Origin of the sequence: Bradyrhizobium sp., assembly GCF_047605465.1 — a bacterium.
Classification (GTDB): Bacteria; Pseudomonadota; Alphaproteobacteria; order Rhizobiales; family Xanthobacteraceae; genus Bradyrhizobium.
In genome coordinates this window covers 43386-57452 of record NZ_JASGFS010000019.1, presented here as the reverse complement: position 1 = coordinate 57452, position 14067 = coordinate 43386, and the positions used below count along the sequence as shown (strand labels likewise).

The 14067-nt window shown below is 64.9% G+C and carries 12 protein-coding genes; 8 read left to right on the top strand and 4 right to left on the bottom strand.

What is annotated here, in order from left to right; genetic code table 11:
• The first annotated feature begins 9 nt into the window (after positions 1-9).
• The 5 genes from QM712_RS17065 (at position 10) to QM712_RS17045 (ending at position 4242) form a co-directional block, all read left to right on the top strand.
• Complete coding sequence (locus QM712_RS17065; RefSeq protein WP_415024285.1) at positions 10-921, top strand: amino acid ABC transporter substrate-binding protein; 912 nt, start codon at positions 10-12, stop codon at positions 919-921.
• A 113-nt stretch (positions 922-1034) separates the two neighbouring features.
• Positions 1035-1766, top strand: coding sequence for an amino acid ABC transporter permease (locus QM712_RS17060; protein ID WP_415024284.1), 732 nt, complete (start codon positions 1035-1037; stop codon positions 1764-1766).
• Between the two features lie 4 nt (positions 1767-1770).
• On the top strand, positions 1771-2463 hold the full coding sequence (locus tag QM712_RS17055; protein WP_415024283.1) for an amino acid ABC transporter permease: 693 nt from the start codon (positions 1771-1773) through the stop codon (positions 2461-2463).
• Between the two features lie 8 nt (positions 2464-2471).
• On the top strand, positions 2472-3203 hold the full coding sequence (locus tag QM712_RS17050) for an amino acid ABC transporter ATP-binding protein (RefSeq protein WP_415024282.1): 732 nt from the start codon (positions 2472-2474) through the stop codon (positions 3201-3203).
• 178 nt (positions 3204-3381) lie between these two features.
• Positions 3382-4242, top strand: coding sequence for a D-amino-acid transaminase (locus tag QM712_RS17045; protein ID WP_415024281.1), 861 nt, complete (start codon positions 3382-3384; stop codon positions 4240-4242).
• 88 nt (positions 4243-4330) lie between these two features.
• Here QM712_RS17045 and QM712_RS17040 read toward each other — a convergent pair whose 3' ends face one another.
• The 3 genes from QM712_RS17040 to QM712_RS17030 form a co-directional block, all read right to left on the bottom strand.
• Entirely contained in the window at positions 4331-4792 is a 462-nt protein-coding gene (locus QM712_RS17040) for a carboxymuconolactone decarboxylase family protein (RefSeq protein ID WP_415024280.1), read from the bottom strand.
• Between the two features lie 29 nt (positions 4793-4821).
• A complete protein-coding gene (locus tag QM712_RS17035; protein WP_415024279.1) occupies positions 4822-6438 on the bottom strand; it encodes an MDR family MFS transporter in 1617 nt (538 codons plus the stop codon).
• 120 nt (positions 6439-6558) lie between these two features.
• The gene (locus QM712_RS17030) at positions 6559-7710 is read right to left on the bottom strand and encodes an HlyD family secretion protein (protein WP_415024278.1); all 1152 of its coding nucleotides are present in this window, start codon (positions 7708-7710) and stop codon (positions 6559-6561) included.
• 140 nt (positions 7711-7850) lie between these two features.
• Here QM712_RS17030 and QM712_RS17025 point away from each other — a divergent pair, with 140 nt between their 5' ends.
• The 3 genes from QM712_RS17025 to mctP all read left to right on the top strand — a co-directional run bounded on the left by QM712_RS17025 (position 7851) and on the right by mctP (position 10616).
• Positions 7851-8762: a LysR family transcriptional regulator gene (locus tag QM712_RS17025; protein ID WP_415024277.1), complete on the top strand. Its 912-nt coding sequence runs from the start codon at positions 7851-7853 to the stop codon at positions 8760-8762.
• A gap of 164 nt (positions 8763-8926) precedes the next feature.
• Positions 8927-9106, top strand: a complete 180-nt coding sequence (locus tag QM712_RS17020) for a DUF3311 domain-containing protein (protein WP_415024328.1) — start codon at positions 8927-8929, stop codon at positions 9104-9106.
• A gap of 10 nt (positions 9107-9116) precedes the next feature.
• Positions 9117-10616, top strand: coding sequence for a monocarboxylate uptake permease MctP (gene mctP / locus QM712_RS17015; RefSeq protein ID WP_415024276.1), 1500 nt, complete (start codon positions 9117-9119; stop codon positions 10614-10616).
• Here mctP and QM712_RS17010 read toward each other — a convergent pair.
• The gene (locus tag QM712_RS17010) at positions 10578-14051 is read right to left on the bottom strand and encodes an indolepyruvate ferredoxin oxidoreductase family protein (RefSeq protein ID WP_415024275.1); all 3474 of its coding nucleotides are present in this window, start codon (positions 14049-14051) and stop codon (positions 10578-10580) included. The genes mctP and QM712_RS17010 overlap by 39 nt on opposite strands.
• Between the last annotated feature and the right edge of the window lie 16 nt (positions 14052-14067).

The window sequence follows — 14067 nt, the reverse complement described above, 5'->3', positions numbered from 1 at the left end:
GAAGAAAACGTGAAATATTTCGGTAGCATCGGCCTCGCGCTTGCCGCGACCTTCGCCGTCAGCCAGGCCAGTGCCGAGGAGCTGACCGGTACGCTGAAGAACATCAAGGACACCGGCGCCATCACGCTCGGTTTCCGCGACTCCTCGATCCCGTTCTCCTATCTCGACGACAACCAGAAGCCCGTCGGGTTCGCGATGGACATCTGCTACAAGATCGTCGACGCCGTGAAGAAGGAGCTCAAGCTCGACAAGCTCGAGGTCAAGCTCAACCCGGTCACCTCGGCGACCCGCATCCCGCTGATGGCCAACGGTACCATCGACCTCGAATGCGGTTCGACCACCAACAATGCCGAGCGCCAGAAGCAGGTCGCCTTCACCAACACCCACTTCCTGACCGCGAGCCGCTACGTCTTCAAGAAGTCGAGCGGCCTGAAGTCGATCGACGACCTCAAGGGCAAGACCGTGGTCTCGACCGCCGGAACCACCAACATCAAGCAGCTGACCGAGGCCAACGTCGAGAAGAAGCTCGGCGCCAACATCATCCCGGCCAAGGACCACGCCGAGGCCTTCCTGATGGTCGAGACCGACCGCGCGGTCGCCTTCGTCATGGACGACATCCTGCTCGCCAGCCTCGTCGCCGGCTCCAAGTCGCCGTCCGATTACACGATCTCCAAGGACGCGTTCTCCAAGCCCGAGCCTTACGGCATCATGCTGCGCAAGGATGACGCCCCCTTCAAGAAGGTGGTCGATGCGGCGACCGCCGCGCTCTACACCTCGGGCGAGGGCCAGAAGATCTACGACAAGTGGTTCACCCAGAAGATCCCGCCGAAGGGCCTGAACCTCAACACCCCGATCTCCGACGAGCTGAAGAACGAGTTCGCCAAGCCCTCGGACTCGCCGAACCCGGACGACTATAAGTAAATCCCGATCCTGGGGATCAGGACCGATGTCCGGCCACTCTTGACACCAGAGTGGCCGGACATTTGCATGAACGTCTACGACATCCATGATTGGCGCGTTCGCGCGAGGGACACGTGAACTACCACTGGAACTGGGGAATATTCTTCGAGCCGAACCCGATGGGGACCGGCACCTATCTCGACCTGTTGTTGTCGGGCCTGGTGTTGACCATCAAGACGGCGTTGCTGGCCTGGATCATCGCACTGATCTTCGGTTCGGTCGTGGGCGTCATGCGCACGCTGCCGTCGCGGGGCGCCTATTGGTTCGGCTTCTGCTGGGTCGAGTTCTTCCGCAACATGCCGCTGCTGGTGCAGCTCTTCCTGTGGTTCTTCGTGCTGCCGGAACTGCTGCCGAAATCCGCCGGCCTGTGGCTGAAGCAACTGCCGAATGCGCCGTTCTGGACGGCGGCGATCGGCATCGGCTTCTTCATGTCGGCGCGCGTCGCCGTGCAATTGCAGGCGGGCATCGGCTCCCTGCCGCGCGGGCAAAAGATGGCGGCGACCGCGCTCGGGCTGACCACCGTGCAGGGCTATCGTTACGTGCTGCTGCCGATGGCGTTCCGCATCATCCTGCCGCCTTTGACCTCCGAGTTCCTCAACACCATCAAGAACACCGCGGTCGCCATCACGATCGGCCTGATCGAGCTGACGGGGCAGGCGCGGTCGATGCAGGAGTTCTCGTTCCAGGTGTTCGAGGCTTTCACGGCCGCGACCGTCCTCTATCTCCTGGTCAACGCCGTCGTCGTGATTGCGATGCGCTTCCTCGAGCGCTACGTCGCGATCCCCGGCTACATCACGGGGAAATAGCGCGATGCTCGCCAATTTCGATTTCGACGTCATCCGCCGCGCGTTGCCCTATCTGTTCTACGAGGGCATGACGTTCACGCTGACGCTGACGGCGCTCTCCGCGCTCGGCGGCCTGATCTTCGGTACGGCGATCGCCCTGATGCGGCTGTCCGGCTACAAGACCCTCGGGCGTATCGCCGGCCTCTATGTCGACTTCATGCGCTCGCTGCCGCTGGTGCTGGTCATCTTCTGGTTCTACTTCCTGGTGCCCTATATCGGGCAGTGGCTGACCGGCGCCTCGCGACCGATCAGCGTCGGCGCGTTCGCCTCCTCGCTCATCACCTTCATCATGTTCGAGGCCGCCTACTTCTCCGAGATCATGCGCGCCGGCATCCAGTCGATCTCGCGGGGCCAGCCGGCCGCCGCGAGCGCGCTCGGCCTCACCTACGCCCAGACCATGCGCTACGTCGTGCTGCCGCAGGCTTTCCGCAACATGCTGCCGGTGCTGCTCACGCAGACCATCGTTCTGTTTCAGGACACCTCGCTGGTCTACGTGCTGTCGATCCCGGACTTCCTGGGTGCGGCCAGCAAGGTCGCGCAACGCGACGGGCGCCTCGTCGAAATGTATCTCTTTGCCGCCGTCGTCTATTTCACCATCTCCTGTATCGCGTCGTTTGGCGTTCGCCGCCTGCAGTCGCGCATCGCCATCCTTCGCTAGGGTCGACCATGATTGAAATCAGCCACGTCGATAAATGGTACAGCCCGACTTTCCAGGTGCTGACCGATTGCACCACCAACGTCGCCAAGGGTGAGGTGGTGGTGGTGTGCGGTCCCTCCGGTTCGGGCAAGTCGACGCTGATCAAGTGCGTCAACGCGCTCGAGCCCTTCCAGAAGGGCGACATCACGATCGACGGCGTCAAGGTCAACAATCCGAAGACCAACCTGCCGAAGCTGCGTTCGCGCGTCGGCATGGTGTTCCAGCACTTCGAGCTGTTCCCGCACCTCAAGATCATCGACAATCTCTGCCTCGCGCAGGAGAAGGTGCTCGGCCGGCCGCACGACAAGGCGCTGACCAAGGGCATGCAGTTGCTCGAACGCGTCGGCCTGAAGGACCATGCGCAGAAATTCCCCGCGCAGCTTTCCGGCGGCCAGCAGCAGCGCGTCGCCATCGCGCGCGCGCTCGCCATGGACCCCATCGCGATGCTGTTCGACGAGCCGACCTCGGCGCTCGATCCCGAGATGATCAGCGAAGTGCTCGACGTCATGGTCGACCTCGCCCGTGAGGGCATGACCATGATGGTCGTGACCCACGAGATGGGCTTTGCCCGCAAGGTCGCCAACCGCGTGATCTTCATGGACCGCGGCGAGATCGTCGAGGACGCCCCGAAGGACGACTTTTTCGGCAAGCCGCGCAGCGACCGCGCGCAGAAGTTCCTGTCGAAGATCCTGTCGCATTGATTTCTGCATCCCCCGGCGCGCGCGTAGCGCGAGCCCGGAATCCATACTCCCGATGATGGGTATGGATTCCGGGCTCGCGACTGCGTCGTGCCCCGGAATGTCGAAACAAGGGGATGATCGCTCTCCCCAAATGACGTATAAGCGCGCCAAATTCCCCTTTCCGGCCAGGAGACCTGCCTTGGATTCGATCGCCTACGTCAACGGCTCATTCGTTCCGCTCTCGGACGCCAAAGTCTCGATCCTCGACCGCGGCTTCCTGTTCGCTGACGGTATCTACGAGGTTTCGGCGGTGCTCGACGGCAAGCTGGTCGACAACGCCTCGCATCTGGCGCGGCTGGAGCGTTCGGTCGGCGAGATCAAGCTGAAGCTGCCGGAGACGGTCGAGCGCATCACCGAGATCCAGAAGGACCTGATCGCGCGCAACAAGGTCGTCAACGGCCTCGTCTATCTCCAGGTCACGCGCGGCGCCGACAAGGGCCGCGATTTCGCGTTCCCCAAGGGCGACGTCCAGTCGAGCCTGGTGATGTTCACCTCCGAGAAGGACATCATCAACGCCGCCTCGGCCAAGACCGGCATCAACGTGATCACGGTGCCCGACATCCGCTGGGAGCGGCGCGACATCAAGAGCGTGGCACTGCTGGCGCAGGTGCTGGCGAAGCAGGCGGCGGCCGAGGCCGGAGCCGGCGAAGCCTGGATGCTGGAAGACGGTTACGTTACCGAGGGCGGCTCGTCCTCGGCGTTCATCCTCACCAAGGACGACGTCATCGTGACCCGCAAGAACTCCAACGCGATCCTGCCGGGCTGCACCCGCAAGGCCGTGGTGGCGCTTGCCGAAGAACGCCAGCTCCGCGTCGAGGAACGTTCCTTTACCGTCGCCGAGGCGCTCGCGGCGAAGGAAGCCTTTGCCACGTCGGCATCCCTGTTCGTGCAGCCCGTGGTCGCGATCGACGGCAAGAAGATCGGCGACGGCAAGCCCGGCCCGATGGCGACGCGCCTGCGGGAAATCTACGTGGAGTTCGCGAAGGCGACGGGGGTCTAGGCCAATTGCGCGGCCATCGTAGGTGGGACAAGGGCGCTCTTGCGCCGTGCCCACCCTGCGAGATCGCGCGTGAGGAACGTGTCCTAACCTACGCTGCCGATACCCGCACCTTCACCGGATGAACCGCCCGGAAGGCGATCGCGAGTCTGTTCCAGGCGTTGATGGTTGCGATCAGCATGGTCAAATTCACCGTCTCCTCCTCGGAGAACTGGGCGCGGACCTGCTCGTAGACATCGTCGGGCGCGCGCGTTTCCGAGATCAGCGTCACCGACTCCGTCCAGGCCAGCGCTGCGCGCTCGCGCTCGGTATAGAGCGGGGATTCGCGCCAGGCATTCAGCAGATAGATGCGCTGCTCGGTCTCGCCGCGCTTGCGGGCGTCCTCGGTGTGCATGTTGATGCAGAAGGCGCAGCCGTTGATCTCCGAAGCGCGGATCTTGACGAGCTCGATCAGCGACTTCTCCAACCCCGTCGACTGGACCTGCGCTTCCAGCGCGGTCAGTGCCTTCAGCGTGTCGGGCGCGGCCTGGTAGAAATTCATACGGGGCTTCATGGTCGTTCTCCTCGGCTCTCGGGTTGATGTCAGTGGGCTCCGCCGGCCGACGCCTGGCCGGGCTTCTTCAGGAACATGGCGGCGACGAAAGCGACGATGAGCGTCATGCCGAGCAGGTAGAAGGTGTCGCTGAACGCGAGAATGAAGGCCTGCTTCTGCACGATATGGCCGATCGCGACATAGGCGCGATGAGCTGCGTCGGCACGGTCGAGGACGCCGTGATTGATGAAGTACTGCGTGAGTTGCTCCAGCCGCGTGCGGGTGGCCTGCTCGAACACCGAGACCGACTGCATCAGCACGTTGGAGTGATACTGCTCGCGCTTGGTCAGCACGGTCTGCAGCAGCGCGATGCCGACGGCGCCGCCGAGATTGCGCATCATGTTGAACAGGCCGGACGCCGAGCCCGCGTTCTCCGGCTCGATGCCGGCGGTCGCGACCGCGGACAACGGCGCCATGACGAGCGCCTGGCCGATCGCGCGGACGACGTTCGGCCACAGCAGCTGGTCGGCGGCGTAGTCGCCGGTCATGTAGATGTTCATGAAGTTCGAGACCGCGAACAGGACGAAGCCGACGCCGATCATGATCCGCGCATCGAACTTCTGCATCAGGCGCGGCACCAGCGGGATCAGCACGAGTTGCGGCAGTCCGGTCCAGGCCAGGACCATGCCGATCTGCTCGGCATTGTAGCCCTGAATGCGCGACAGGTATTGCGGCAGGATGAACACCGAGCCGTAGAGCGCGACGCCGAGCAGGAAGTTCGCGAGCATGCCGAAGCCGAAATTGCGGCGAACCAGCAGGCGCAGGTTCAACAGCGGCTTCTTCACCGTGAGCTCGATGATCAGGAAGACGGTCAGGGCAACGACGGCGATGACCGAGAGCTTGACGATGAAGGGCGAACCGAACCAGTCGTCCTTGTTGCCTTCCTCCAGCACGGTCTGGAGCGCGGACAGACCGATCGCCATGGTGATGATGCCGGCCCAGTCGCCCTCGCGCAGCAGCGACAGCTTCATCGGCTTGGCGTCGAGCGCGTACCAGAGCATGCCGACCATGATCGCGCCGGGGACGAGGTTGACGTAGAAGATGTACTGCCAGCCGAAATTCTCGGTGAGATAGCCGCCGATGGTCGGGCCGATCGCCGGGGCGAAGGTTGCCGACAGCGCGAACAGCGCCAGGCCGACCGGCTGCTTTGCGCGCGGCAAGAGCGTGATGATGAGCGTGAAGGCCATCGGGATCAGCACGCCGCCGGTGAAACCCTGCACCGCGCGGAGCACGATCATCTGCGGCAGGTCCTGCGCCAGCGCGCAGGCGGCGGACAGCACCAGGAACAGGATCGCATTGGTGAGGAGATAGATGCGGATCGAGAATACCTGCGCGAGCCAGCCGGACAGGGGGATCACCACGATCTCGGCGATCAGATAGGAAGTGGAGATCCAACCGCCGTCGTCGATGCCGGCGCCGATCGCGCCCTGGATGTCGGCGAGCGAGGCGTTGACGATCTGGATGTTCAGCACCGCCATGAACGCGCCGAGCGTCGCGCCGATCACGGCGATCCAGGTCTTGGCCGATACGGCCGGGGAGGCGGGAACTGCGGAAGGAGCGGGAATGCTCGTGGCAGCGGCGTTCAGGGTCGGTTGGAGCGTGCTCATGGAAGCCTCGTCTCGGATGCGGAGACAGGATGCGTTGGGCGGATGGTTTCGATAATCGAGGAAGTCCGGGAAGGATCGTCCGGCAAGACTTGATAATCTTGCCGCAAGCCTTCCTCAGCTTCAGCCGCCGTTCGGGCGGGGCGTGTTCTCGGCAAGACGCTTGGCCGTCTCGCGTTCGGCCAGCACCGTCGCCTTGGTGTCGACGGTCGGGATCGCCGACATGCCGGGCCGCAGCAGGCCTGTGAGGTTATGGTCGTCGAGCACGATCTTCACCGGAACGCGCTGCACGATTTTGGTGAAATTGCCGGTGGCGTTGTCGGGCGGCAGCAGCGCGAATTCGAGTCCGCTCGCCGGCGACAGGCTGTCGACATGGCCGCGCAGGGTCTCGTTGCGGAAGCTGTCGATGCGCAACTCGACGGGCTGGCCGGCGCGCACATGCGTGAGCTGCGTCTCCTTGAAGTTCGCGACCACATAGACCGCATCCAGCGGCACCACCGCCATCAATTGTGTGCCGGCCTGCACGAACTGACCGACGCGCAGCGAGCGGGCGCCGACCGTGCCGTCGACCGGCGCGGTGATCTCGGTGTAGGACAAATTGAGCTGAGCCTGCTCGGCGACCGCGCGGGCACGCTCGCGCTGGGCCGTCGCCTGGGCGCGCTGGGTGGTGAGCACGTCGACCTTGCGCTGCGCGGCCACGAGGCCGGACTTCGCATGCTGCAATTGCGCGGTGCTGGCGCGGAGCGCCGCGTCGGTCTGCTGCGCGCGCTGGATGGTGCCCGAGCCCGACTTCATCAGCTCGTCGTAGCGCGCGCGCTCTTCCTGCGCGAATTTCAGGTTGGCATCGGCGGCGGAGACGTCGGCCGTGCTTTGCTCGATGATCGGCTGCTGCAGTTCGAGCTGGGCATCGATGTTGCGCACCGAGGCGTCCGCTGCGGCGACGTCGGCGCGGGCCTGATCGAGCGCGGCCTTGAAGTCGCGATCGTCGATCTTCGCCAGCGCCTGGCCGGCGCGAACCTTCTCGTTGTCGCCGACGAGCACCTGCGCGATGTAGCCCGAGACCTTGGGCGCGATGATCGTGGAATCGGCCTTCACATAAGCGTCATCGGTGGATTCGAGATAACGCCCGGTCGTCAGGTAGCTGTAGCCGAAGTCGCCGGCCACGGCGACGCCGAGCGCGAGCGCCAGTCCCAGGGCAGCCCGCTTGATTGCCTGCCGGGACGGGCGGAGGCCGATTTTTTCATTCGTTTCAGTGACATAAGAAGCGTTCGACATGACATCCTCGGAATTCCCAGACGTCCCGTTCCGGAGGGGCGCGCTGTTGATGCTCGGAAGATGCGCTATCCCGGCCGTTGTGATAATCCCTGAAGAACTGGAAGCATTATCCCGCATGAGCGGATAATCGGAGCTCCGAGATGGACCGCTTTACCAGCCTCACGGCCTTCGTCCGGGTGGTCGAGAACGGCGGCTTTTCCGCCGCCGCCCGCCGCCTCAACATGTCGACCACCATGGTGAGCAATCATGTCCAGGCGCTGGAGGACAGGCTCGGCGTGCGGCTGCTCAATCGCACCACGCGCAAGGTCAGCCTCACCGAAGTCGGCAAGGCCTACTACGACCGCTCGACGCAGATCCTCGCCGATCTCGAACAGGCCGACGACATTGCCGGCGAACTGCAATCGGTGCCACGGGGAACGCTGCGCATCCACGTGGCGACCCATATGGTGCCGTTCGTCGCGGGCGTGGTGGCCAAGCTCCTGTCGACCTATCCGGAGGTCAAGATCGACTTGCGCATGGGCGAGGCCAATGTCGACCTGATCGAGGAGGGCTACGACGTCGCCCTGCGCATGACACCGCCACCGGACTCCAGTCTCATCGTCCGCAGCCTCGCCACCTGGCGGCACGTGCTGTGCTGCTCGCACGATTACCTTGAGAAGCACGGCCGGCTGCTGCAACTCGCCGAGCTCACCGGGCACAATTGCGGCCGCCATCTGAACTATCCCTTCGGCGACGAGTGGCGCTTCCTCGATCGCAAGGGCGCGCCGGCCTCGGTGCGGATCTCGGGCAATCTCGTCACCAACAGCGGCGAGGCGCTGCGGCGGATGGTGCTGGAGGGCTCGGGCATCGGCCTCCTGGCGGGCTTCCTGGTGCAGGATGATCTCGACGCCGGTCGTCTGATGCGCCTGCTGCCGGAATACCGGCCGGTCGAGATGTCGATGAACGCGGTCTATCCGCATCGCCATCATTTGTCGGCGAAAGTGCGAACCTTCATCGACATGCTCGTGCACGACAGCGCCGAGCAGCAGAAGCTGATCAATCCCTATTCCTGACGGCAGCCGTTCTGAAGCCGCCATCCCTTTCGGCGGCGTTCGATCACTTGTCCGGCATTGCACCGCAACAGCGGAGAATGTTCCTGTGAAGGCAACGATCCGGTTCCTATTTCGTTAGGGAACAGGCGGTCATCCCGCTTGCCGGTCGGACGTCGGAGGACATGATGTGGATCCTGCTGTTGCTGCCTTATGTCGGTCTGCTCTGGGTCCCCTTCTATAATTTCGCCGAGCCCTCGTTGTTCGGCTTTCCCTTCTTCTACTGGTACCAGCTCGCCTGGGTGCCGATCTCCTCGCTGCTGATCTGGCTGGTCTGGCGCAGCCGCGCGCCCGACGAAACGCCGTGAGGAGCGTGCGATGACCAATCAGATCGACTGGGTCGCGCTGGCGATTTTCGTCTTCTTCTTTGCGCTTGTCACCGTGATGGGGTTCGTTGCGGCACGATGGAAGACCGGCGAGGTCGGTGCGCATCTCGACGAGTGGGGATTGGGCGGCCGTCAGTTCGGGACCTGGATCACCTGGTTCCTGGTCGGAGGCGATTTCTACACCGCCTACACCGTGATCGCGGTGCCGGCGCTGGTCTATGCGGTCGGCGCCTACGGTTTCTTCGCGTTGCCCTACACCATCATAGTATATCCCTTCGTGTTCGCGGTGATGCCGGTGCTGTGGAAACGCGCGCATGCCGCCGGCCATGTCACGGCCGCCGACGTCGTTTACGCCACCTATGATTCCAGGATTCTCGAACTGGCTGTCGCGCTTACCGGCATCGTCGCGACCATGCCCTACATCGCGCTGCAGCTCATCGGCATGGAGGTCGTCATCAAGGCGATGGGCCTGTCCGGTGAGCTGCCGATCGTCGCGGCCTTCGTCATCCTGGCGCTCTACACCTACAGCTCGGGCCTGCGCGCGCCGGCGCTGATCGCCTTCGTCAAGGACATCATGATCTACATCGTGGTGCTGGTGGCGGTGGTCGTGGTGCCGGCCAGGCTCGGCGGCTACGGCGCGGTCTTCTCCGCGGCGAACGATGCCTTCGTCGCGAAGGGCGGCAATACCGGGCTATTGCTCAAGCCCGAGCAGATGCTGGCCTATGCGACGCTGGCCCTGGGCTCGGCCTTGGCCGCCTTCATGTATCCGCACACGCTGACCGGCGTCTTCGCGTCGAAATCGGCCGATACGATCCGCAAGAATGCGATCCTGCTGCCGGCCTACACGCTGCTGCTCGGATTGATCGCGCTGCTCGGCTACATGGCTTATGCCGCGCAGATCAAGGTCGCATCGCCCAACGACGTCGTGCCGACGCTGTTCAAGACGCTGTTCCCGTCCTGGTTCGCGGGCTTTGCCTTCGCCGCGATCGGAATCGGCGCGCTGGTGCCGGCGGCGGTGATGAGCATCGGCGCGGCCAATCTGTTCACCCGCAATGTCTGGAAGTCCTATGTCGATCCCGGCATCAGCCATGCCGGCGAAGCCTCCGTCGCGAAGATCACCTCGCTGGTGGTGAAGGTCGGCGCGCTCGCCTTCATCCTGTTCCTGCCGACGCAATATGCGCTCGATCTTCAATTGCTCGGGGGCCTCTGGATTCTCCAGACGCTGCCCGCGCTGGTGTTCGGCCTCTATACGCGCTGGTTCCGGGCCGAGAGCCTGCTGCTCGGATGGGCCGTCGGTATCTGCTGGGGTTCGTGGACGGCGTGGAGCAACGGCTTGAAGCCGCTCGCCAGCATCACCTTCGGCGGTGCCGCTCACACGTTCTATGTCGGTCTCGGCGCGCTGGCACTGAACATCGTGGTCGCCGTCGTCGCGACCTTCGTGGTGAGCTGGATTTCACCCGACGCCAAGCGCAGCGTGACGGCGGGTCCCTGAATCGGCGGGGTCGGGCGATGAGGCCAGCCGTGCCTTCAGGCGCTCGACCTCGGCCAAGACGGTGTGGATGGCCTCGTCCTTCACCGGGCCGTAGCCGCGAATGTCCATCGGGGCTTTGGCCATGGCCACGAGATCCGGCAGGCGTTCGCTGCTGATGCCGTCCAGCATTCCTGCGATCAAGCCATCATACCAAGCAATCAGGTCACGCTCCCTGCGCCGCTCGGCGGTGTAGCCGAACGGATCGAAACGCGTACCGCGCAGCACCTTGAGCCGCGCGAGCACAGAGAGCGGCGCCTGGATCCACTGGCCGAAGGCGCGCTTGCGCGGCCGCCCCCGCGCATCTTTCCGGGACGGCAGGAACGGCGGCGCGAGATGATATCGGACGGAGAAATCACCGTCGAACTCGCGCTTCAGCGTGTCGAGGAAGCCGGTCTCCATATGCAGGCGCGCCACCTCGTATTCGTCCTTGTAGGCCATCAGCTTGAACAGGGCGCGCGCGACCGCCTCGGTGAGGGCGGTGCTGTTCAGGGTAGCCTCTGCGTCGTGGACCTTGGCGACGGTCGTCCGGTAGCGCGCCGCATAGGCTTCGTCCTGATAGGCAGTCAGGAAATCGGCACGGCGGCCGACAAGCTGGTCGAGCGTCTCGGCCTTCCGCGCCTCGTCCACCTTCGGCAGGAAATCCGGCTCGGTCGCGGCGATCCGGCCCCAGGCGAATGCCTGCTTGTTGAGCTCGACGGCGACGCCGTTCAGTTCGATCGCGCGCAGCAGTGCCGACAGCGAGACCGGCACCAGTCCGTTCTGCCAGGCAAAGCCGAGCATGATGATGTTGGCATAGACGGCGTCACCAAGCATCCGCTCGGCGAGCGCATTGGCGTTGATCGTGTCGAGATTGCCCGAACCGATCACACGCCCGATCGCGCGCAGGCGGGCGGGCGAGGCGAGATCGGCGTCGCGGAAGCGGACGACGTCGCCCGTGGGCATCTCCGCCGTGTTGATCGCCGCGCGCATGCCGTGGCGATATGTGCCCGAGGCCTTCGGCGAGGAGCTGACCACGAGATCGCAGCCGATCAGCGCATCGGCCGCGCCCTGGTCGATGCGGACCTGGTGCAGCGACTCCGGGCGCGGCGCCAGGCGGATGTAGCTGAGCACCGGCCCGAACTTCTGCGCGAAGCCGGTGAAGTCCAGCACCGAGACGCCGCGGCGTTCGAGATGCGCGGCCATGCCGATCAGCGCACCGACCGTGATCACGCCGGTGCCGCCGACACCGGTCACCAGCAGGTCGTAGGGACGCTCGAGCGACGGGATGGCGGGCAGCGGCAGCGTCGCCGCGTGGCCGGCCGCGTCGACCTGGCTCGCCGACTTTCGCCGGCGCGCCGCGCCCTCGACGGTGACGAAGCTGGGGCAGAAGCCGTTGAGGCAGGAGAAATCCTTGTTGCAGGACGACAGGTTGATCTGGCGCTTGCGGCCGAACGGCGTCTCCTTCGGCTCGACGCTGAGGCAATTGGATTCGACCGAGCAGTCGCCGCAGCCTTCGCAGACGAGATCGTTGATATAGGCGAAGCGCTTGGGATCGGCGATCTGCCCGCGCTTGCGCCGCCGCCGCTTCTCGGTGGCGCAGGTCTGCTGGTAGATGAGGACCGAGACGCCCGCCACGTCGCGCAGATCGCGCTGCACGGCATCCATCTCCTCGCGCGGATGGATGGTGACGCCGGCCGGCAGGTCCGCCGGCGAGAATTGCGACGGCTCGTCTGACACCAGCGCGATGCGCGCGACGCCCTCGGCGCGCACGCTGTGCGCGATCGCGTGAACGCTGACGGGACCGTCGACCGGCTGGCCGCCAGTCATCGCAACGGCATCGTTGAACAGGATCTTGTAGGTGATGTTGGCCTTCGCCGCGATCGCCTGCCGGATCGCCATGGACCCCGAATGATAATAGGTGCCTTCGCCGAGATTCTGGAAGACGTGCCTGCGGCCGGTGAAGCGCGATGACGCCGCCCAGTTCACGCCTTCGCCGCCCATCTGGATCAGCGAGGAGGTCTCGCGGTCCATCCAGCTCGCCATGAAGTGGCAGCCGATACCGGCGAGCGCCTTGGAGCCCTCCGGCACCTTCGTCGACGTGTTGTGCGGGCATCCCGAGCAGAAATAGGGCGTGCGTGCCGTGCCGCCGACATCGATCGCGCGTTCGGCGTCCGGCAGCAGCGCGGCCGCGCGCGAGGCAAGGTCGAGGCCCGGAAACATCGGATCGAGCCGCCGCGCCAGCACGCCGGCGAGTGCGCGCGGCGACAATTCGCCGGTCCAGGAGATCAGGCGCGCCCCGGTCTCGTCGTGCTTGCCGACCATGCGCTCGGGCTTCGCGCCCGGATAGTCGTAGAAATATTCCTTGAACTGGCTCTCGATGATGCCGCGCTTCTCCTCGACGACGAGGATCTCGCGCTTGCCCTTCACGAAGTCCATGGCGTCGTGCAGCGCGAGCGGCCAGACCATGCCGACCTTGTAGACGTCGATGCCGATGCGACGGCAGGCGGCCTCGTCCAGGCCCATCAGCCGCAGCGCCTCCATCAGGTCGAGATGCGCCTTGCCCGTCGTGACGATGCCGTAGCGCGCGCCCGGAATGTCGTAGATGTGACGATCGATCGGGTTGGCCTTCGCGAAGGCATAGACCGCGTGCTTCTTGGCCTCGAGCCGCTCCTCGATCTGCGGGCCGGGCAGGTCGGGCCAGCGATAGTGCAGGCCGCCGGGCGGCGGCGAATAGTCGGGTGTGTTGAACAGGCGCGGGGAACGCAGCGCGACGGATGCGCCGGATTCCACGATCTCCGAGATCGCCTTGAAGCCGACCCACATGCCGGAGAAACGGCTCAGCGCGTAACCATACTCGCCGAACGCGAGATACTCGCCGACATCGGCCGGATGCAGCGTCGGCATGAACCAGCTCATGAAGGCGACGTCGGACTGGTGCGGCATCGAGGAGGAGACGCAGCCGTGGTCGTCGCCGGCCACCACCAGCACGCCGCCATGCGGCGAGGAGCCGTAGGCGTTACCATGCTTCAGCGCATCGCCGGAGCGGTCGACGCCCGGGCCCTTGCCGTACCAGAGCCCGAATACGCCGTCGACCTCACGATCCCCCTGCGTCTCCACCTGCTGCGAGCCGAGCACGGCGGTTGCGGCGAGGTCCTCGTTGACGGCGGGGAGGAATTCGATGCGGTCGCGCGCCAGCCGCTCCTTGATGCGCCACAGTTCGAGATCGATGCCGCCGAGCGGCGACCCGCGATAGCCGGAGATGAAGCCCGCGGTGCTGAGGCCGCGAGCACGGTCGCGCCGCGCCTGGTCGAGCGCGATGCGGACGATCGCCTGCGTCCCCGTCAGGAAGACGCGTCCCTCGTCGCGGTCGTAGCGGTCGGAAAGTTCGTAGCTGTCGAGTGACGGAATGGCGTCCATCCGGACCTCCCGCATC